The sequence below is a fragment of the Klebsiella sp. CN_Kp104 genome, from assembly GCF_040064515.1.
GTDB classification, from domain to species: domain Bacteria; phylum Pseudomonadota; class Gammaproteobacteria; order Enterobacterales; family Enterobacteriaceae; genus Klebsiella; species Klebsiella aerogenes.
In genome coordinates this window covers 127,217-147,801 of record NZ_JBEAII010000007.1, presented here as the reverse complement: position 1 = coordinate 147,801, position 20,585 = coordinate 127,217, and the positions used below count along the sequence as shown (strand labels likewise).

General features: G+C 54.3%; 16 protein-coding genes, 1 tRNA gene and 2 pseudogenes. 7 read left to right on the top strand and 12 right to left on the bottom strand.

Annotated features, from left to right (window positions below):
• Positions 1-5: 5 nt before the first annotated feature.
• The 3 genes from ABLU80_RS10630 to ABLU80_RS10620 all read left to right on the top strand — a co-directional run bounded on the left by ABLU80_RS10630 (position 6) and on the right by ABLU80_RS10620 (position 4,860).
• Positions 6-1,715, top strand: coding sequence for an AsmA family protein (locus ABLU80_RS10630; RefSeq protein ID WP_348849963.1), 1,710 nt, complete (start codon positions 6-8; stop codon positions 1,713-1,715).
• Between the two features lie 192 nt (positions 1,716-1,907).
• Positions 1,908-3,467 (top strand): PTS transporter subunit EIIC, encoded by a 1,560-nt coding sequence (locus ABLU80_RS10625; RefSeq protein WP_015703821.1) that lies wholly within the window; start codon positions 1,908-1,910, stop codon positions 3,465-3,467.
• 13 nt (positions 3,468-3,480) lie between these two features.
• Positions 3,481-4,860, top strand: coding sequence for a glycoside hydrolase (locus ABLU80_RS10620; RefSeq protein ID WP_348849962.1), 1,380 nt, complete (start codon positions 3,481-3,483; stop codon positions 4,858-4,860).
• A gap of 488 nt (positions 4,861-5,348) precedes the next feature.
• On the opposite strand, the gene ABLU80_RS10615 is transcribed toward ABLU80_RS10620, so the two are convergent.
• The 11 genes from ABLU80_RS10615 to ABLU80_RS10565 form a co-directional block, all read right to left on the bottom strand.
• Positions 5,349-6,071, bottom strand: coding sequence for an SIS domain-containing protein (locus tag ABLU80_RS10615; protein WP_047079833.1), 723 nt, complete (start codon positions 6,069-6,071; stop codon positions 5,349-5,351).
• Between the two features lie 71 nt (positions 6,072-6,142).
• Positions 6,143-6,817 carry a D-lyxose/D-mannose family sugar isomerase gene (locus ABLU80_RS10610; RefSeq protein ID WP_015369124.1) on the bottom strand — a complete coding sequence of 225 codons (675 nt, stop codon included), beginning with the start codon at positions 6,815-6,817 and terminating at the stop codon, positions 6,143-6,145.
• The gene (locus ABLU80_RS10605; protein ID WP_045386569.1) at positions 6,814-7,731 is read right to left on the bottom strand and encodes an ROK family protein; all 918 of its coding nucleotides are present in this window, start codon (positions 7,729-7,731) and stop codon (positions 6,814-6,816) included. Before ABLU80_RS10605 ends, ABLU80_RS10610 begins: the two co-directional genes overlap by 4 nt.
• A gap of 49 nt (positions 7,732-7,780) precedes the next feature.
• Positions 7,781-8,641, bottom strand: coding sequence for a ketose-bisphosphate aldolase (locus ABLU80_RS10600; protein ID WP_020077668.1), 861 nt, complete (start codon positions 8,639-8,641; stop codon positions 7,781-7,783).
• An 80-nt stretch (positions 8,642-8,721) separates the two neighbouring features.
• Positions 8,722-9,573, bottom strand: a complete 852-nt coding sequence (locus ABLU80_RS10595; protein WP_015369121.1) for a class II fructose-bisphosphate aldolase — start codon at positions 9,571-9,573, stop codon at positions 8,722-8,724.
• 11 nt (positions 9,574-9,584) lie between these two features.
• Positions 9,585-10,676: a PTS fructose transporter subunit IIC gene (locus tag ABLU80_RS10590; protein WP_348849961.1), complete on the bottom strand. Its 1,092-nt coding sequence runs from the start codon at positions 10,674-10,676 to the stop codon at positions 9,585-9,587.
• Between the two features lie 23 nt (positions 10,677-10,699).
• The gene (locus ABLU80_RS10585; protein ID WP_015369119.1) at positions 10,700-11,014 is read right to left on the bottom strand and encodes a PTS fructose transporter subunit IIB; all 315 of its coding nucleotides are present in this window, start codon (positions 11,012-11,014) and stop codon (positions 10,700-10,702) included.
• 21 nt (positions 11,015-11,035) lie between these two features.
• On the bottom strand, positions 11,036-11,506 hold the full coding sequence (locus tag ABLU80_RS10580; RefSeq protein WP_015369118.1) for a fructose PTS transporter subunit IIA: 471 nt from the start codon (positions 11,504-11,506) through the stop codon (positions 11,036-11,038).
• A 10-nt stretch (positions 11,507-11,516) separates the two neighbouring features.
• Positions 11,517-13,088: a transcription antiterminator gene (locus ABLU80_RS10575; protein WP_348849960.1), complete on the bottom strand. Its 1,572-nt coding sequence runs from the start codon at positions 13,086-13,088 to the stop codon at positions 11,517-11,519.
• A 267-nt stretch (positions 13,089-13,355) separates the two neighbouring features.
• A complete protein-coding gene (yicI, locus tag ABLU80_RS10570) occupies positions 13,356-15,674 on the bottom strand; it encodes an alpha-xylosidase (RefSeq protein WP_348849959.1) in 2,319 nt (772 codons plus the stop codon).
• Between the two features lie 12 nt (positions 15,675-15,686).
• Entirely contained in the window at positions 15,687-17,081 is a 1,395-nt protein-coding gene (locus tag ABLU80_RS10565) for a glycoside-pentoside-hexuronide family transporter (RefSeq protein ID WP_348849958.1), read from the bottom strand.
• A 291-nt stretch (positions 17,082-17,372) separates the two neighbouring features.
• Here ABLU80_RS10565 and ABLU80_RS10560 point away from each other — a divergent pair.
• From ABLU80_RS10560 to rhuM, 4 genes and pseudogenes are all read left to right on the top strand, one after another.
• A tRNA-Sec gene (locus ABLU80_RS10560) sits at positions 17,373-17,467 on the top strand.
• A gap of 117 nt (positions 17,468-17,584) precedes the next feature.
• Complete coding sequence (locus tag ABLU80_RS10555) at positions 17,585-17,887, top strand: DUF6680 family protein (RefSeq protein ID WP_047079828.1); 303 nt, start codon at positions 17,585-17,587, stop codon at positions 17,885-17,887.
• A gap of 71 nt (positions 17,888-17,958) precedes the next feature.
• Positions 17,959-18,247, top strand: a pseudogene (locus tag ABLU80_RS10550) (SymE family type I addiction module toxin).
• A gap of 234 nt (positions 18,248-18,481) precedes the next feature.
• Positions 18,482-19,174, top strand: a pseudogene (rhuM, locus tag ABLU80_RS10545) (RhuM family protein); the annotation flags it as partial.
• 209 nt (positions 19,175-19,383) lie between these two features.
• Here rhuM and ABLU80_RS10540 read toward each other — a convergent pair.
• Positions 19,384-20,580 carry a hypothetical protein gene (locus ABLU80_RS10540; RefSeq protein WP_042893658.1) on the bottom strand — a complete coding sequence of 399 codons (1,197 nt, stop codon included), beginning with the start codon at positions 20,578-20,580 and terminating at the stop codon, positions 19,384-19,386.
• Between the last annotated feature and the right edge of the window lie 5 nt (positions 20,581-20,585).

Sequence of the window (20,585 nt, the reverse complement as noted above, 5' to 3'; positions counted from 1 at the left end):
AGATCATGAAATTTCTTGGAAAGCTGATTCTCTGGCTGCTGATCGCCCTGCTGGTCGTTATCGTCGCCGCTTACTTTGCGCTGCAAACCCGCTGGGGGGCGCGCCAGGCGAGCAGTTGGTTAAGCGAAAGCACCGGCTGGAAAATCGCCTTCGATAAGATGGCGCATGACTTCTCTTCCCCACTACATCTGCAGTTGCAAAATGTCACCTTTGGCCGCGACGGCAAGCCGCCGACGCTGGTCGCCAAAACGGTGGATATCGGTTTTAGCACCCGCCAGTTCAGCGACCCGCTGCACGCTGATGAAATCGTCCTCAGCGACGGCACGCTGAATCTTTCTCCGGCTTCCGCCTCGATGCCGTTTGCCGCCGACCGCCTGCAGCTACGCGATATGGCTTTTAACAGCCCGGACAGCGAGTGGAACCTGAGCGCGCAGCGGGTGACCGGTGGCGTGATGCCGTGGCAGCCGGAAGCGGGCGACGTGCTGGGCAGAAAAGCGCAAATTCAGATGAGCGCGGGCTCGATGAATATTAACGGCATCGAAGCCAGCAACGTCCTGATCCAGGGGGCAATGGATAACGGCGAGGTGACCCTGAACACCCTTGGCGCCGATATCGCGCGCGGCACGCTGACCGGTAACGCCAAACGCCGCGCCGACGGTAGCTGGCTGGTTGATAACCTGCGCCTGAATGAAATTCGTCTGCAGAGCGCCAAACCGCTGAATGAGTTCCTTGCGCCGCTCACCTCGGTGCCGTCGCTGCAGATTGGCCGGCTGGATGTGACCGATGCTCGTTTGCAGGGGCCAGGCTGGGCGGTGACCGACCTCGACTTCAACTTGCGCAATCTAACCTTGAGCCATAACGGCTGGCAGAGCGACGACGGGACGCTATCGATGAACGCCAGCGAGTTTATCTACGGTTCGCTGAATTTCCTCGATCCCATCGTCAATGCCGAATTCTCGCCGCAGGGCATTGCGCTACGCCAGTTCAGCTCCCGCTGGGAGGGCGGCATGGTGCGTACCTCCGGCAACTGGCTGCGCGCCGGTAATGCGCTGGTGCTCGACGATGCCGTCTTCGCCGGGCTGGAATATACGCTACCGTCCAACTGGAAACAGCTGTGGATGGAGCCGATGCCGGGCTGGCTGCAAAGCCTGACGCTGAAGAAATTCAGCGCCAGCCGAAATCTGATTATCGATATCGACCCAGCCTTCCCATGGCAGATCACCGCGCTGGACGGTTACGGCAGCGAATTACAGCTGGTGAAAGATGGTCAGTGGGGCGTGTGGAATGGCAGCGCCACCCTCAATGCCGCCGCCGCGACCTTCAACCGCATCGACGTGCGCCGTCCGTCGCTGAAGCTGAACGCGAACGCTTCTACGGTCAACATCAGCGAGCTGAGCGCCTTTACCGAGCGCGGCATTCTGCAGGCGACCGCCGCGGTGTCACAATTGCCGCAACGCCAGGTCAATCTGAGCTTGAACGGCCGCGGCGTGCCGCTGAATATTCTGCAGGCCTGGGGCTGGCCTGCGCTGCCGATTAGCGGCGACGGCAACTTCCAGCTAACCGCGAACGGTAGCGTGCAGGCCAATGCGCCGCTGAAACCGAGCGTCAACGGCCAGCTCAGCGCCACCAATATGGATAAGCAGCAGGCGGCGCAGGTGATGCGCAACGGCGAGGTTAGCAACGCGCCCGCCGCGTCGGTTCCCGTAACGCCGTAGCCATTTTCCTCTTGCCCTCTTCCCGGCGGAAGAGGGCTAATCCCCCTCCCTGAAACCTGTACGCAATCAGCGGCTATCTGTGCCTATTTCCCGCAACAGGTTCCTTTCAAATATCAGAGTTGCTATAACCAAAATAGTGGAAGTTGATAAAAATAATGATCCCCTGTACCTACAAAAATAAAAGGAACAACCATGTCTGTAATACGTCAACGTATTCTGGAGAATATGCAAAAATTCTCCAGGGCCATGATCGGCGCAGTATTGTTCTTGCCGGTCATTGGATTAATTCTGGCTCTCAGTTCCGTCTTAACTAACCCGACTCTTATTGCTGAAACCAGTTTCCTTCATCAATTAGGGCAACTGCTTGGCGATACCTTCTGGCCATTATTCGGTAACCTCGGATTATTGTTTTGCGTGGGAATAAGTTACGGCCTGGCAAAAGATAAAAAAACAGAGGTCGCACTTGTCTCGGTGATGTGTTTTATCATGTTTCTCGGCGCCAACCATTCATGGCTGGAACATACTCATGCGGTGGCGGAAAAAATTAACGGCGAATATTACGGTACCGGGCAAACGCAGCTATTAGGCTTTGTGGTCGTCGATATGGGAGTATTCCTCGGAATCATTCTTGGCTGCACCATTGCCTGGGTACATAATAAAGTCTCCAATATTGAGCTGCCCGGCGCGCTATCGATGTACGGCGGGGCGAAGCTGACGCTGGTCGCCATGACGCCAGTCATTATCTGCTATGCCATTGCTTTTACCTGGATTTGGCCTTTTATGACCCACGGCATTAGCGCCCTGACCGGGTTTATGAAGAATGCCGGCGTCGCGGGAGTGTTTGTCTACGGCTTCTTTGAAAAATTCCTTATTCCCACCGGCTTACACCATTTCGTGTGGTCGCCTTTCCAGCTCACACAAATCGGCGGCACGCTGAATGTCGATGGCCAGGTCGTCTCCGGCACCCAGGCGATTTTCCTCGCCTATATGCGCCATCCCGATCTGACGCCGGTGATGAACGATGCATTACGTTTCTCGCAACAGGGGATGACCACCATCTTTGGCCTGGCGGGCGCATCGCTGGCGTTTTATCACACCGCGAAGCCGGAGAAGAAAGCGATGGCAAAGGCGATTCTGCTGCCGGCGATTATCACCTCGATGCTGACCGGCATCACCGAACCCATTGAATTCACATTCTTATTTGTCTCGCCGCTGCTGTGGGTGATCCATGCGACGTTAACCGCCGCTTCGCAGGCAATTTGCGACATCTTCACCGTGCGGCCGTGGGGCGCCTCCGGCCTGATTGAATTTCTGATCTACAACCTGCCGCTGCCGGTGTCGTTAACCCGCTGGCCGGGGTACGTGCTGATCGGTATTGGCCAATTTATCGTTTATTACGCGATATTCCGCACGCTGGTCGTGAAGTTAAATCTGAAAACGCCGGGCCGCGAGGATGACGATAACGTCAAGCTATACAGTAAGGCGGACTACCGTAAAAAAGTCAGCGGCCCGCAGTCGATGACGGATGAAATTATTAATGGCTTAGGCGGTAAAGCCAATATTATCTCCGTTGATAACTGTTTCACGCGCCTGCGGGTGGTTGTCCATAATATGACATTAGTTGATGATGAAATATTAAAAAGCACTGGCGCAAATGGCGTAGTACGCAATCGTAATGAAGTTCAGGTTATTTATGGCGTCAAAGTCGGGCAAGTCCGTTCCCGGGTTGATAGCTGGCTAGCAGAAAATTAATTGGGAGTGATGTATGAAATTAACCGTATTAGGCGGGGGCGGCGTGCGCTCTGCATTTCTGGCAAAGTCGCTGGCTTATAACGCGCACCGCATTGGTTTAACGGAAGTGGTATTTCAGGATAGCTCAGCGGAGAATTTATCGCTATTTGGTGAAATCGCCCGCTATGTATTTAATACCATTCGACCGGATATTCATTTTACTACCACAAGCGATCCGGTCGCCGCGCTGCAGGGTACCCATTACGTGATTACCACGCTGCGCGTCGGCGGCGATGAGAGCCGCATCCGCGACGAGCGAATCGCGCTGGAGCATAACACGCTGGGCCAGGAGACCACCGGCGCGGGCGGTTTTGCCATGGCGATGCGCTCGATCCCGGCGATCCTACGCTACTGTCGGCTGATCGAAGAACATGCCGATAAAGACGCGATCCTGTTTAACTTTACCAATCCGTCCGGGCTGGTCACCGAGGCGATTATCAAATCCGGTTTCAAACGCCGGGTGTACGGGATTTGCGATGCGCCGTCGGAACTCATCCGCGAGCTGCCGGAGATCCTCGGCTGCGACCCGCACGACCTGAGCGTGGAATGCTACGGTTTAAACCACTTTTCCTGGTTTACGCACTTCACCGTGCGCGGGGAAGAGGTTACCGCGCAGCTGGTCGCTAACCCGGATTTATACCGCAAAACGGCGATGCAGTACTTCTCGCCGGAGCTGGTCAAACTGTGCGATAACCAGTTGCTTAACGAGTATCTCTATTACTACTACTATCGCGAAGTGGCGCTACGGGCGATTCAACAGGCGCCGGAGACACGCGGCGAGCAGATTGCCCGTATCAACCACGATATGCGTCAGGAGCTCAGCGGCGTGGATGTTAAAGCGGAGCCGCAGGCGGCCTTTACCATCTGGATGAAGCACTACCTACGCCGCGAAAACAGCTATATGCAAAACGAGTCGCAGCAGGAAAAATTCCATACCCGCGAGCCGTTAACGCTGCGGCAGTTTATCGAAGAGCCGGATACCGGCGGCTACGCCGGGGTGGCGCTGGATATTCTGGAGGCGGTCAACAGCACCACCACCAAACGCATCGTGGTGTCGCTACAAAATAACGGCACGCTCGATTTTTTACGCCCCGACGATGTGATTGAAATCAGCTGCGATCTGAGCAAAGAGGGTCTTAAGCCGGTGACGCCGGTTAAAGTGCCGACGGCGCAGAAAAATATGATTGCCAGCGTGAAGGAGTATGAACGATTGGCGGTGGCGGCAATTCTGCAGCAGGACAAATCGCTGGCGGTGCAGGCGTTGATGGCTCATCCGCTGGTCGGTTCATATTCGCTGGCGAAGAAGCTGGTTGAGGCCTATCTCGACGATGAACAGTTCGCCGGGTGGCGGTAACGAGTCGCCCCCGCTCGATTGAGTAGATACTGTTATCGGTTTGCAACCTTTTAGCTTGAGAAAAGCGTTTATCTCGTTTCGCTCCAGAGGATATTGCGCTCCCGGTTAATTTTTCTGCAATATGTTTTCCGTGGCGCAGGGAGCGCACAGAGGGCGGCCAGTCGCCGCCGCCCTCTGTACTCCCGGGCTCTGGCCGCCAAAATCGCCACTTCGTGGTACCTTCGACTTATCCCGGCAGGCTTCGGGTCGGGCCGAGGCAGCGTCCCTGCAAATCACGGCCCTCAGCCCGCATCCATGCGGGCTGCCCCGGCCTTCCGGGAACGTCTCAGCGATTTTGAGGCCACCAGCACTGGCAGTTTCAGCCAGCGTGGTGAAGACATTAAAGGCAGGTCGCACGGACTGTAGGCCGGGTAAGGCGAAGCCGCCACCCGGCGCAAAAGCGGCTCCATATCCGCGGATATTGCCCGGCGGCGCTACGCTTAGCGGGGCTACCTATTGCTACGTACGCTGGTAAACCACATTTTTAACAACCGCTCAAAGCCCAATATGCAGTAGCCAAAAAACGGGTTGCTCCAGTAAATATCATCGTCGAACTTCTGAGGGTCATGAATAATAAACGCCGTATTCGCGGCCTGCGCCAGCGGGCTTTGATAATCGCCGGTAAAGCAAACCAGGTTTATCTCCTTGCCTTCCAGCGCCTTAACCCAATTTAACGCCGAACTGCTGCGTCCGGATTTAGAAATGATCCAGATGGAATCAAAGCGGGCAGCGTTTTTTTGCTCAAGGATTTCGTAATCGGGCCACAATGCCAGGCTGGCGTGCACGCCGGTAACGAGAAACTTATTATAAATATACTGGGCGATCAGCTGCGAAAAGCCGCTGCCGTGGATCAAAATACGCTGCTGCTCAAGGCCTGCCAGCAGCGGCGTCAGCGCTTCTGCCGGCTGAATGCTCATATAATCGATATCGTTGGTGACATCGAGCTTTGGCATGGTGATATTGAACTTGATGAAATAGACCAGCTCCAGCCAGCCGCTGAACTTAAGCTTCTTCGCCAGCCGCACCAGCGAAGAAGGATTACTGTAGCAGCGCTCCGCGACGGTGCGGATCCCTTCGCGGATACATAGCTGCGGGTCATTTTGAATAAAACGCAGCACGGTCATTTCGGTTTTACTCAACTTCACGTCACGAAAGATATTTTCTAAGTCCATTACGGGCTCCTCTCAGCGGCAGATTACGCTACCACCGGAGAGCAAATCGGTCTGTGGGATGGCTCTCAACGTCACTGCCGGTATTCACTGCACAGCAGCCATCTTGCAGGTTCATCTTCCTCAATGGAGGGAAAGCGCCCGCCCGCCTCGAGAAAACGATTATCCGTATGGTCGTCATTAACCATTGAAATTTCCCAACCCATCACTATCCCTTTTTCGGCCCAGAAGCGATGATAGAGGCCCACCGGTAGACAGACGCTCTGCCCCGGATGCAGCACCAGCGTCTCAGCGGGTTTCAGCGTACGCTGGCAGCCATCGATCATCACGCTAACATGGCGCTGTTGGTCTAACTGTTCGTCCTGTGTCGCCCAGGCCAGTTGCATGCAGAGGTCGCCGCCGCCGCGGTTAATGATGTCCTCCATTTTGTGGTAATGGAAATGCCAGGGGGTTTGCTGATCTTGCTGAATCTGCAACATTTTTTCCGCGTAGGGTTTGGTATAACGCGGGTCGGATAAAGAACCGTTGCGTAACGTCAACAGCGTAAGGCCCGTTTCGCGAAAGCAACCGCTGGCGAAATCCGTCACATCCCATCCAAGCTGTAGATCCTGGACTTCATGCCAACCTTCATGCCGCTTCTGCGGCCAGCTTGACGCCGTAAAGTGGGCAAATTCCGGCAGGCTGATGCGAAAAGTTTCGGCCATCGCCAGCGCTTTATCTATCGCATAGTTAATCTGGGAACGTTTCATGGTTTAACTCCGCTTCGCACGGCAAGCCAGGCGGCGCCGCGCATACCGCTACTGTCGCCATGCCGCGCAGAAATGATAGGGGTGGAAAAATGGTCGGTGAAGACAAGCGGTGCAACCGCCGATGGTAAATCCGCTACCAGCTGCGGCGCGTTGGATAAACCGCCGCCCAACACAATCACGCCGGGGTCGATGATATTGACAATAGTCGCCAGCGTCCGCGCCAGCTGTTGACGAAAGCGGTGGATCTGATGGCAAGCGGCGGATTCTCCCGCCTGCGCGCGGGCGAGAATCTGCTCGCTCGACAAACGCTCTCCGCTGAGCAGTCGATAGCGTTCACGTAGCCCCGTTGCGGAAATAAAAGACTCCACACAGTTAAATCTGCCGCAATAACAACGTGTCGGCGGCCCATCCTCCTCAGGAGAATAGCCGGGCAAGGCGATATGCCCGCACTCTGCGGCAATACCTGAGGCGCCGACGAAAGGCTGCCGCTCCAGGGTAATACCACCTCCGCAGCCGGTCCCTAACGTCATGCCGAAAACCGATGAAAACCCTTCTCCGGCGCCATCGCATGCTTCTGATAAGGCGAAACAATTGCCATCGTTGGCTAACACCACCGGCTGACCGAGCGCCTGTTCAAGCGCATCCTGTAAACGATAGCCGTTAATTACCTGAATGTTGGCGTTACGAATGGCGCCATGCTGTGGCGAAACGCTGCCCGGCAACGCGATGCCAATAGCCATCGGCGATCCCGTCCGTGCGCGAATATCGGCAACGAAATCCACGATGCACGATATAAATGCCTGACGGTTTTCTTTGCGTGTTGCGCAGCGGTAACGCCCCCGCTCCCGTCCCTGCTCATCCATCACGACGGCGGCGATTTTCGTCCCACCGATATCCAGTCCGAGGTAATTCATCTTTGCCTCCTGCCGATTGGAAGGCGGGTACTCCCGCCTTCCGACTGGGTCAATACAAGCTTGCTTTGCCGGTGGAACCAAACAACTTCATTTTGTGGCGAATAACTTCACGTGCGGCATGAATCGGTTCCGGATAAATCACATTCGGATCCCACCAGCTCTCTTTACTCAAAATTTCACGTACTTTCAGGAAGTAAGCGTGTTTCATATCGCTGGAGATATTGATTTTCCCTACTCCGAGCGTGACCGACTCGGCAATTTCCGCATCCGGATTGGCGGAGCCGCCGTGCAGTACCAGCGGGATCGACACTCGTCCGGCAATATCGCGCAGAATGTGCATCTGCAATTCAGGTTGCATCCCTTTTGGATAGATGCCGTGCGCGGTACCAATCGCCACCGCCAGGGTATCGACGCCGGTACGAGTGACAAAATCCTGCGCCTGCGCCGGGTCGGTATAAGTCACTTTCGACACTCCGCCCTCTACCGACGTTCCCGTCTGGCCGATGGTCCCCAGTTCACCTTCGACAGAGACGCCAACCGCATGCGCCAGCCTGACCACTTCCCGCGTTAGAGCGACGTTTTCTTCATAGGGAAGCAGCGACCCATCGATCATCACCGAGGTAAAACCGCACTGGATCGCACGCAGCACATGCTCCACCGAGGCGCCATGATCGAGATGTAATGTAAACGGCACCCGGCTACGCTGGGTGATATCCCGCACGTAGCTAAAAAAGGAATCGCCGACAAAGTCGTGCTCGCTGGGGTGAATTGAAATGATGGCGGGAGTATTTGTCGCTTCCGCCTCTTCCACGACGGCGCGAATAAAGCAGCTGTCCGCAACGTTAAATGCGCCGATGGCAAAGCCGTGTTCACGAGTCGGTTTAAGTATTTCTTGCATGGAAACTAACATGGTCTTCTCCAGTTTCAGGGTGTAGTTCGCCCTGCCAGGGCGAATATGCGCTGGCATAAAGGGCGTGACTGATAAGTGAATCAGGCGCGGTTTATCGCGCCGGATGCTTGTAAGTAAGGGACGATAGCTTCAGCGCTGGCGTGTTCCATCACCGCCATGGCATCGGCCAGTTCAATAGAGCTGTCATGGCAAAGGGTATGGAGTAGTGCGGCTTTACCTGCTTCAAACACCGCCGCGCCGACATTAATCTTCGCCACGCCAAATGCCGGGCAGCAGGCAAGCTGATCAAATGGCGTGCCGCTGCCGCCGTGCAGGGCCAGGGGCACCGAAGAGGCTCGCTGCACCTGCGCCAGACGGTCAAAGTCCAGCGCGGGCGTGACCCCAGGCGCATACATGCCGTGGGCCGTGCCGACGGAGACCGCCAGTAAGTCGATACCGGTTTGCTCGATAAACGGGGCGACGTCCTCAGGTTGCGTCATCAGGTCGGCGTTCGTCGCAGAGTCATAGCGTGGAGCATCAGCCAGATGCCCCAATTCCCCTTCAACACACAGCCCGATGCTGGCAGCCAGAGTGGTGACTTCGCGGGTCTGGCGGATATTTTCCGCAAGTGGAAATGCAGAAGCATCGATCATCAACCCGCTGAATCCAGCGCGAAAAGCCTGGCGGATCTTCACCGGTTCTTTCCCATGATCGAGACTCAAGGTCACGGGAACGCTGGCCTCTTCGGCAAGGGTCCTGGCCACCGCCATCGCTGTCGCTGGCGGAAAATGCGCCAGATGGCCCTGATAGAGATTGAGAATAATCGGCGCGCGGTATTTTTCCGCCACGCGTACCGCGGCGCGGGCGCTCTCCAGATTCATACAGTTAATCGCCAGCAGGGCATACTGTTCACGCCAGGCTTTCTCAACCATCTGCTTCATATCGGCAAACATAGGGCCTCCGTTTACTCAAGGGTAAAGGTGATTTCATCATCGGCGACTTTTTGGTCGCTCAGTTCATCAAACTCTTCATCACGCTCCGTGACCGGTTTTTTCCACAGCGACAACATCACGCCACAGATAACCGTCCCAATCGCCAGCGCCAGACAAAACAGCAGTGGATGGGTGAATAGCGGCACCACAAACATACCGCCATGTGGCACCGGGCTTTCCACACCCCAGGTCATAATCAAGCCGCCTGCCACCGCTGAAGCCACGACGCAGGATCCCACCACCCGCAGCAGATCGCGGGCCGCGATAGGGATCACCCCTTCGGTGATCATGCAAATACCCATCGGGAAGGCGGCCTTTAACGCTTCACTTTCGGCACGGGTATATTTATGGCGGGTCAGCAGGAAGGACAACGTAATACCGAACGGTGGGATCATGGAGCCGACAAACTTGACCGCCTCCGGCCCATAGACCCCGCTCACCAGCAAGCCATCGGCGAATAACGACATGGTTTTATTCACCGGCCCGCCAAAATCAAAGGTGGCCATCGCGCCAAGAATGGCCCCCATCAGGAATCGTGAACCGCCCTGCATCGACTCCAACAGATGAATCAAGGCCTCCTGCAGCCAGGCAATCGGCTTGCCTATCAGGGTCATCATCAACAGACCGCTGATAATGGTGCTTAATACCGGCAGCACCATAATGGGCATCAGCCCTTGCATCGATTTTGGCAACCGCACGTAATGCTTTAACAGCAGCACCGTATAGCCCACCAGGAAACCGCCCAGCATTCCGCCGATGAAACCGGTGTGGATTTGCCCGCAGACAAACCCAACAATCAGTCCAGGGGCAAAACCAGGTCTGTCGGCAATGGAATAGGCAATCGCCGCACAGATGAGCGGGACGATGAGCCCCATCCCCCAGCCGCCGATTTGATTCAACATCCATGGAATGGTGCCGACTTTCTCGGCGACATTGGTACCGCCCAGAACCTGACCGAGCGCAATGCAGATCCCGGCGGCAACAATCAGCGGTATCATCCATGAAATACCCGTTAACAAATGCTTTTTAATTTCCTGCGAGACAGGTGGTTTATTCTCACTCATGGTAGATCCCTCCAGAATAAGGATCAGGCATTAGCTAAGGATTTCTCGACCTTTTCGATAAACTGAATCGGTGACTTAATAACGACCTCCGTTTTCACGCGGACAATTCGTTTGTTTTTAAAACGCTCTTCGCCTTTAATTTTCACATCAACGGCAAGAATAACGACATCGGCGGCAGCGATATCTTCGGTTGTCAGTTCATTCTCAGTACCTATTGTTCCCTGAGTTTCAACTTTGACATTGTGGCCCAGCGCTTTCGCGCCTTTCATTAACTTCTCACGTGCGATATAAGTATGAGCAATACCCGCCGTACAGGCGGCAACACAGACAATATTCATCTCAGACTCCACTAGTTATTGTTAGTAAACATCCGATTCAGCATATTGACTAAAGAGATCAATAATCTTCTGCGGACTGGTTTCTTCGAGCAATTGCGCAATAATGTCATCATCGGCCAACGCTCCAGCGACCTGGGAGAGTAAGCGGATATGGGTGGTATTTTGATCTTCCAGACGGACGGCAAATAAAATAATGCAACGAACCTGGCTTCCATCAAGCGTTTCCCAGGCAATATCCTGACGAGTACGGCCAATGGCGAGCGTAGTATTCAGCACCGCGGATGATTTTCCATGAGGAATAGCGATGTGGTTTTCAAATCCGGTCGAACCTTCCGACTCACGCTGCCAAACGTCCTGAATAAACGTTTCGCGACAGCTTATGGCCCCATCTTTCTGCAGCAGGTCGGTTAATTCTTCAATAACTTCCGCTTTAGTCGTGGCCTTCATATCCAGCAATACACGCTTAGTATTTAAAATCCGGCTGATGTCCATATTATTTACCTCATGGATATAAAATTTCATTGCTGGCAGTTGACGTTGCAGCATGGTGTAATTTCTCGGTGATAACTTTTTCTGTTACCCGCTTAATATCGGCATCGTTAAAAAAAGCCGTGACATAGACTACCGGTAACGCAATCTCCGGCAGATGAATGGTTGAAATGACCAATTCAATATCATCCTGTCGCTGTAGCGTATGTAGACTACCCGCAGGCAGTACGCCGACGATGGTCCAGTCAGGAAAGGCCCTGAGGACCCGGCTTTTCAACAGATGCGAGGTACCAATCCCGGTCGAACACACCAGCAGTACCCGCTTTCTGGCCACCTGCCTCTCCATCGCGGCCTGGAAATGCACGGTTAAATAACCCACTTCATCTTCCGAAACCGCGTTCTCGCCCCAGGCGGCAAATACCTGATTCACCACCCGCAGAGTTAATGGCCACACCTCTGTTAATTCGCCCTTGATATCTTCCAGCAGCGGATTACGGATATAGATACGATAATTCAGCCGGTTGAGCAGCGGCTTGATATGAATGAGCAACCCTTCATATAACGCGGTGTCATGCGTCAGATCGATATCAACCACCGAGGAAAACAGGGCGATCAGCCGGGAGGTGATTTGCCGGGCCTCATCGCTGGAGCGTATATTGCGCAGCATGCTGACATCATCACGCTCTTCCACCAGCATGCCGGACGAAATAATGTATTGATAAATAAACCAGCTTTCGTCCTCTGGTAAAGGGTGGGCAATGCGGGCCTCAATTTTTTGCAGCATATTCTGCGCGATACGAAAGATGGACTCATCAAATAACGGATGTCCCTGTTCCCGGCGCGGTAATGCATTGCCGCGGGTGATGCGATACATCATAATCAGGATATGGGTGAAAATATTGACGTAATACGGCTCGCCCAGCGACCAACTTAATTTTCGTTCCATATCCTGAAGAAGCGACTGCACAAAGATAACATCTTCTTCACCGAAATAATGCACCAGGGCTTTATAGCTACCGCTATCCAGACGGGAGTGAATAATATTTCCTGGTTCATTATGGTTAATAACACCATTAATTAATAAGGCCATAGCCTGGCGAACATGGGATTCACTCCCCTCAATATGAGTGCCGCTCTGGCTACGAATGAGCATCAGACCCAGTGGCCTAATCCATGATTCGATCACTTTTAAATCATTCACAATTGAGGCGCTGCTAATAAAATAACGTTCAGACAATTTACTGATCGATGTTTCGCGCGGCGTTTCACTTAATAAGTGAGAAGCAATTTTCACACGCCGGGAATTATTCATCATGGCATCTGTATCATCGCTTTCGCTACTGAGTAACTGGTCTAATTGCAACAGATCGGCGACGTTATCAGCCAATAGCATGACGCCCGCGCCGGCACGTTTATCAATACTGATTTTCCAGTCAGAAAGCCATTGTTCAAGAAAACGTAAGTCACGCTGAACTGTTTTTTCTGAAACATTTAAGTATTCAGCCATTTTTAATAACGTAACGTATTCTCGTTTAGGCAAGAGAAATTTTAATAATCTGTTCTGTCGCGAGGTAACCATTTGCATTATTTACCCTTATTGCATAGCAGATTAATGCCAATAAGATATCGCTATACGACGCGATCTCTATGAAAATCATTGAGGATAAATATAGGGAGGCGGGGAGTAAACAACAATACTAAATCGTGTCCGGATATCCGGACAGAAATAAGACAAGACAGAGAAAGGACCAATATTTATACGTCAGATCACATTTCAGTCATTAATATACGTGATAACGATCTCAAATTCGCAGAAAGAATAACTCCCGCGATATGCTGCGGGAGTTGTTATTTACAGCGAAATCGTCAGCGCATTGTCCTCGGCGCTCACCACCACGCCCAGTTCACTGCCGGCCTGAGTCCCACCCTCCACGCCCGCTATCTGCGGGATATTGCGCAGACACAGCGTCCAGCCGCGGGCTTCGCCTTCGCCGCTCACGGTGATGGTGTTACCCTGGCGCTTCGCCTTCAGAGTGAAGATCGCGGAACCGTCGGCCGCCGGAACCTGACAGACCGTTTCATTGCCATCGCCAAGCTGGAACAGCTGGAAGGCGGTGCCTTCATGCCAGGCATAATCGGGTTTCTGGTCGTTGTTGCCCAGCGCCAGCAGGGTGTTGTCACGAACGTAGACCGGCAGGCTCAGTGCATCGTGACGCTGCTTATGCCAGCGGCTACCCGGCAATTCATCGTTATGCCACAGGTGCGTCCAGCGCCCTTCCGGCAGATAAAACTTCACCTCGCCCGCTTCAGAGAACACCGGCGCCACCAGGACCGAATCGCCGAGCATATACTGGCGGTCGAGATAGTCGCAGGCCGGATCGTCCGGGAATTCGAGCATCATCGCGCGCAACATCGGAGTGCCGAACTCGTTGGCCAGCGCCGCCTGGCGATAGAGATACGGCATCATGCGGCATTTCAGCTGCGTGAAGTGGCGCACCACGTCACAGGACTCTTCGTCGTAGGCCCACGGCACACGATAGGATTTGCTGCCGTGCAGGCGGCTGTGGCTGGAGAGCAGGCCAAAGGCGCACCAGCGCTTATAAACGTGGGCCGGCGCGGTGTTTTCGAAACCGCCGATATCGTGACTCCAGAAGCCGAAGCCGGACATGCCGATCGACAGCCCGCCGCGCAGGCTTTCCGCCATCGATTCGTAATTGGCGTAGCAGTCACCGCCCCAGTGCACCGGGAACTGCTGCGCCCCAACCGAGGCGGAGCGGGCGAACAGCACCGCCTCCTGCTCGCCGACGGTCTCTTTCAGCACCTTCCACACCAGCTCGTTATAGATGAATGCGTAGTGGTTGTGCATTTTCTGCGGATCGGAACCGTCAAACCACTGCACGTCGGTCGGGATACGCTCGCCGAAGTCGGTCTTGAAGCAATCGACCCCCATCGCTACCAGACCTTTTAACTTGTCGGCGTACCACTGGCAGGCTTCCGGGTTGGTGAAGTCATAAATCGCCAGCCCCGGCTGCCACTTATCCCACTGCCACAGCGAACCGTCCGGGCGCTTCAGCAGGTACCCCTTCTCTTTCAGCTCCTTGAACACCGGCGAGCGCTGGCCGATGTACGGGTTGATCCACACGCAGACCTTCAGCCCTTTCGCCTTCAGGCGCTTGATCATCCCTTCCGGGTCCGGGAAAGTTAGCGGATCCCATTCAAAATCGCACCACTGGAAGGCCTTCATCCAGAAGCAGTCGAAGTGGAAGACGTGCAGCGGCAGATGGCGCTCGGCCATGCCATCGATAAAGCTATTTACCGTCGCTTCGTCATAGTTGGTGGTGAACGAGGTCGTCAGCCACAGACCGAACGACCATGCCGGCGGCAGCGCCGGACGGCCGGTGAACTGCGTATAGCGGTTAAGCACCGCTTTCGGCGTCGGGCCGTCGATCACGAAGTACTCGAGATATTCGCCTTCAACGCTAAACTGGACTTTAGAGACTTTCTCCGAGCCCACCTCGAAGGAGACGCGCTGCGGATGATTCACCAGTACGCCGTAGCCGCGGTTGGTCAGGTAGAACGGAATGTTTTTGTAGGATTGCTCGGTGCTGGTGCCGCCGTCTTCGTTCCAGGTTTCTACCGTCTGGCCGTTGCGCACCAGCGCGGTAAAGCGCTCGCCGAGGCCGTAGACGGTTTCGCCGACGCCGAGGTCGAGGCGCTCAAACATGTAGTTGCGCTGGGTCTTACTATCCTGCACGTAGCCGTTGTTTTTCAGTTGGCTACCGGTGATACGCACGCCGTCGCGCAGAAAATCCAGCGCCCAAAATTCACCTTTCGTCACCCGCACGCTGAGGCTGCCGCTTTTCAGCTCGGCGAACTCGGCCGTATTTTCTATTTCGACATGGACGTCTTTCTGCACGTTCAGCGGATAGTGCGGGCCGTTATCCAGCGCGCCCTGGAAGTGCTCCATGCGCACGCCGATTATCCCTTCCTGAGGCGAGAAAAAGCGCAGGGTGAACAATGGCGTATCCAGCTGCCAGGCGCGTTCGCGGACATCGCGCGGCGCGGCATAGACCACCATTTCATTACCCTGCTGCTCCACCTCGTAAACCTGTACGGGTTGGATCAGGTTGAGCCCTGGTTGAATGAGCCAGTTTCCATCACTGATTTTCATTAAAACGTCCTCTTAGTTTTGCCATTCTTTTTCGATCGGGGCTGCCGTGAACTCTTGTTCGTTGCGACGCGCGCCCTCGGCCAGCTCGGCCATCATTTTTTTCAGGAACGGCGTTTTTAGCGTGTAGTAGCGTTTGGCGATTACCGCGCTCAGCAGGTAGCACACCGCCGGAACGAGGGTGAACAAGGCGATAATGATGGTGAGGGTGGCGCTGTTCTGGGTTTTAGCGGCGGCGTCATAGCCGCCGCCGGCCAGCATCCAGCCGATCAGCGCGCCGCCCAGCGCCAGCCCCAACTTAAGCACAAACAGGGTGCCGGCGAAGCTGATGCCGGTCAGGCGTTTGCCGTTGCACCATTCGCCGTAGTCGACGGTGTCGGACATCATCACCCACTGGATTGGCGTCACCAGCTGGTGCAGTACGCCAATGATGAAGATAAAGACGAACATGGTGATTTCGGCGTCCATCGGTACGAAGAACATCGCCACGCTGAGCACCGCCAGGAGGGCGTTGGTCCACCAGAAGACGCTGACTTTGCATTTCCAGTCGGTCAACGGCTTCGCCAGCGCCGAGCCAATCAGGTTGCCGACGCAGTAGGTGGTGAGGAAGACGGTGAACAGCGCCGCCGAGCCCATGATCCAGGTGGTGTAGTACATCATCGCGCCGCCGCGAACGCAGACCGCGAGGATATTGAGGATGGTGAGTACGCCAACGATGCGCCACTGGTCGTTGCGCCAGATATCGCGCAGGTCTTCACGCATCGAGGTACTGCTCGGCGGCGCTTCGACACGCTCTTTGGTGGTGAAAAAACAGAAGGCCAGCATCAGGAAGGCGACCACCGAGAGCACCGCAATGCCGCCCTGGAAGCCCAGCGCTTTATTTTCGCCGCCGATAAAGTTGACCAGCGGCATCATCAGCACGGTGGAGAGCATGCCCCCCGCCGTCGCCAGCACGAAGCGCCAGGACTGCAGCGAGATGCGCTGCGTCGGGTTGTCGGTGATCACGCCGCCGAGCGCGCAGTAGGGGATATTCACTACGGTGTAGAGCAGGGTCAGCAGCGTGTAGGTCACGGCGGCGTAGATCAGCTTGCCGTTGTGGCTTAAATCCGGCGAGCTGTAAGCCAGCACGCAGACGAGGCCGAACGGGATAGCGCCGAAGAGGATCCACGGGCGGAACTTACCCCAGCGGCTGCGGGTACGGTCGGCAAGCAGGCCCATGCACGGGTCGGAAATCGCATCCAGCGCCCGCGCCAGCAGGAACATGGTGCCGACAAAGCCGGCGGGGATACCGAAAATATCGGTGTAGAAAAACATCATGTATAACATGACGTTATCAAAAATGATGTGGCTGGCGGCGTCACCCATACCGTAGCCAATTTTCTCTTTGACGGACAGAATATGATCTTTCATTTGCGCACTATTCCCTTAGCGGCACCGCGGATTGGTACCGGTTACGGTTTTTTTAAACCTTTGGCGCAGTAAGATGAATTGCGATATCTCGTTATCAAATTACGTTTCTTGTTTTCTGTGATCGCGGTAGCCCGAAAGAGTGTGAAAAAGTGTAACCCATGGATTTTGAACGGATTTGTCTCAGACTGTTCTGCAAAGTCCAGTTTTAACAGTAAAAAAGTGCGTTTAGGTATGTGGTAAATGCCTGAAAGTAGCTATAATGCGCCCGCCTCCATGTAGCAATCGAGGCGCGGAAGATCGTCATCTCCGGTGAGGTGGCTGGACTTCAAATCCAGTTGGGGCCGCCAGCGGTCCCGGGCAGGTTCAACTCCTGTGATCTTCCGCCAAAGTTTCTCATCCTCTATCGGCCATTCGGCATGTATCCAATATCTTACAGTTAGCCTATCCTATTGAATTCTTTTTTTTATTCTAACTTTATATCTTATAAAAATATGGATTCTAAAATGAGTTTAATGCTATCGATCACAACGGTGATAGTGACTTTAATCAGCCCTGTTGTTGCCGTTCAAGTTCAGAAATTTATTAAAAGATATACTGATAGAAAGACGCTCAAAATAGATATTTTTAAACAATTGATGGCCACCAGGTCGCAGAACGCAAGGCTATCAAATGAACATGTCAGAGCACTTAATATGATCGATATTGCTTTTTATGGTCGGGTAAGGAAAGGTCTGACATCAATATTCACTTATGAAGGGGTTATAAAAATGGAGATTGTTGGTGTTCCCAGCCGAGTGGAGAGTTAAATTAATCGACCCCATCAAGTACTCGCAATACCTGATGAGAGCTAACCTCACCAACTATCAAGGAGTTGATTATGGCTGATTTGCATTCTACCCCCAGATATCATCGTTAGCGGAACCGAACGTCAGCTGCTGGTTGGCTATCGGCCCAATGGCCGGGATACCAGTACACCAAGTCTTACCCTTTCCGGCAAGTGGCTACGCGAAGCGGGATTCGATACCGGGAAGCCGGTCACGGTTAAGGTGATGGATGGCTGCATTGTATTGCTGCCTCTCAGCGATAAAGAAGAGAAACTAACAGCCGAATTACGGCATATTCAACAATCGCTGAAAAGCGTCAACGGCACGCTGCAACATACCTGATAGCGCGAGCAAGAAAAACCCCGGGTGGCGGCTAGCGCCTTACCCGGGCTACCAGACGGCGCAGAACCGTAGCCCTGCTGAGCGCAGCGCGAGCAGGGAAAATTCCCGCGTCTTAATACCTTCACTTTCCGGATAACCGCTCGCAAATGCGCCAGATTAATCGTTCGTCTAATGAAATTTCTGCCCCGCTTCTGACATACTCTACCGTTGTGAACAGGTTGACCCGGAGACCATATGGCAAAGGAAAATATAACGTCGTCCCCAGCAGGTGAGTTCATTATGTTTGCCAGCGGTGATGGGAAAGTGCGCGTTGAATGCCGCTTTGAGTCAGACACAATCTGGTTATCCCAGGCGACAATGGCTGAACTGTACGATAAAGACGTTCGGACTATTAATGAGCATTTAATCAATATCTTCTCTGAAGGTGAACTTGCTCGAAATTCAACTATCCGGAAATTCCGGATAGTTCGCCTGGAAGGAAAACGCCAGGTTTCCAGAGAGATAGACCATTACAACCTTGAAGCCATACTCGCTGTTGGCTATCGCGTTCGCTCCTCTCGCGGCACGCAGTTCCGCCAGTGGGCGACCCAGACGCTCCAGGAATACCTGATCAAAGGTTTTGTGATGGACGATGAGCGGCTGAAGAATCCGCCTGTGGGTTCATCGGCAGTGCCCGACTATTTCGATGAGATGCTGGAGCGTATCCGCGATATTCGCGCCAGCGAACGCCGCGTTTATTTGCGGGTGCGAGAGATTTTTGCATTAGCGGCTGACTATCAACCATCGCTAAAAGAAACCACGCAGTTTTTTCAAACAATCCAGAACAAGTTACATTTTGCCTGCACCGGATATACCGCCGCTGAACTCATTCATCAACGTGCTGACGCCAGTCAGCCGCATATGGGGCTGACCAGCTATAGAGGTGAGTAGCTCAGGATCCCCTACCCCCTCACAAGCAAAATCATCTGGGGCTTATGGGGGCTAACTCATTGAAAAGCGTCAACGGCACGCTGCAACATACCCGATAGCGCGAGCAAGAAAGGTCCCCGGGTGGCGGCTAGCGCCTTACCCGGGCTACCAGACGGCGCAGAACCGTAGCCCTGCTGAGCGCAGCGCGAGCAGGGAAAATTCCCGCCTCAGAAGTAATAACCAATATTAACGTTGGTGCGGAAGTACCATTTGCCGCTGCCCTCGGACTGGGTGCTGGTCCAGCCGGTGGCGTTCAGCGCGCCGCCCCACGGATTAACGTTCTTCGCCCAGCTGAGATCGACCCAGAACATCACCGGCAGCGCAAAGACCTGTACGCCAAGGGTGTTCATCTGCGAATCGCTCCAGCCGCTTTTATCTTTCCACAGCACGCTGTAGTCGTTGTAAAAACGCAGCTTCGATACGCCGCCCCACTTCACGTCGACATCGCGGGCGACGTTCAGCGACGCGGTCGTCGCTTTTGCCGGTATCAGGTAGGCCGGCGTCAGGCCGTTGCCGCCCATCAGAATCGTATCGTCGCTGACGCCCGCCGGGTTCTTCGGATCGTATTGGTAGCGAATCAACTGCGAGGTCAGCTGCCACGGCCCGTTATGTAACATGCCGTGCACGCCTGCCGCCCAGAAGGTGCCGTCGTCGTCGGTCTCGCGGTTGTGCAACCGCGCCAGCGCCAGCGAGCCGCCCAGCTCGTTATTCCAGCCGCCGCCGTGAAAATCCCGCGCAATACGCACGTTCACCTGGTCGCGCTTTTCATTATGCTGTTGATGCTGAGTCGGATAGATAGTGTTTTTCAGCCGATCGTAATCGCCAACGTCCGGCGCATAGCGCAAATTCTCCGGTTCCATCCATGGGAAATAGGCCACATCCAGTGACCAGTTATTATCATGATATTGATAGTTCACGCCGCTACCGGCGCTAACGCCAAAGCCTAAATAAAACGGAATACCATAGGACCAGCCAAATTGCGGATAAGGTTCAAGGCCAAATGGTTTGCCGGGGATCCCCAGCTGGATATTATTATTATTGTCGAAGCGATACCCTACGTAAGCGCGGTCGATGGCGTATTTACGGTGATCCTGAAACCAGAACCCGGCATCAAAGAAATAATTATCATAGAAGCCGCTGCTGTCGATACGGAAGGTATCAAAACGCAGATGCGGCGGGTTGCGATAATTACTGCCTTTCCAGTCTTCATAGCGATAGTTTGCCCGCAGCGCGCCGCCGAAATCCAGCCCGGCGAGATTATCCGCGCTGCGCCAGCCGATATGCGGGAACGGCTTACCGTCGTCCGCCAGCGCCAGCCCGCTGGTCACGGCAGCCAGCAGCAGCGAAAGGAGTATTTTACGCATAGCAC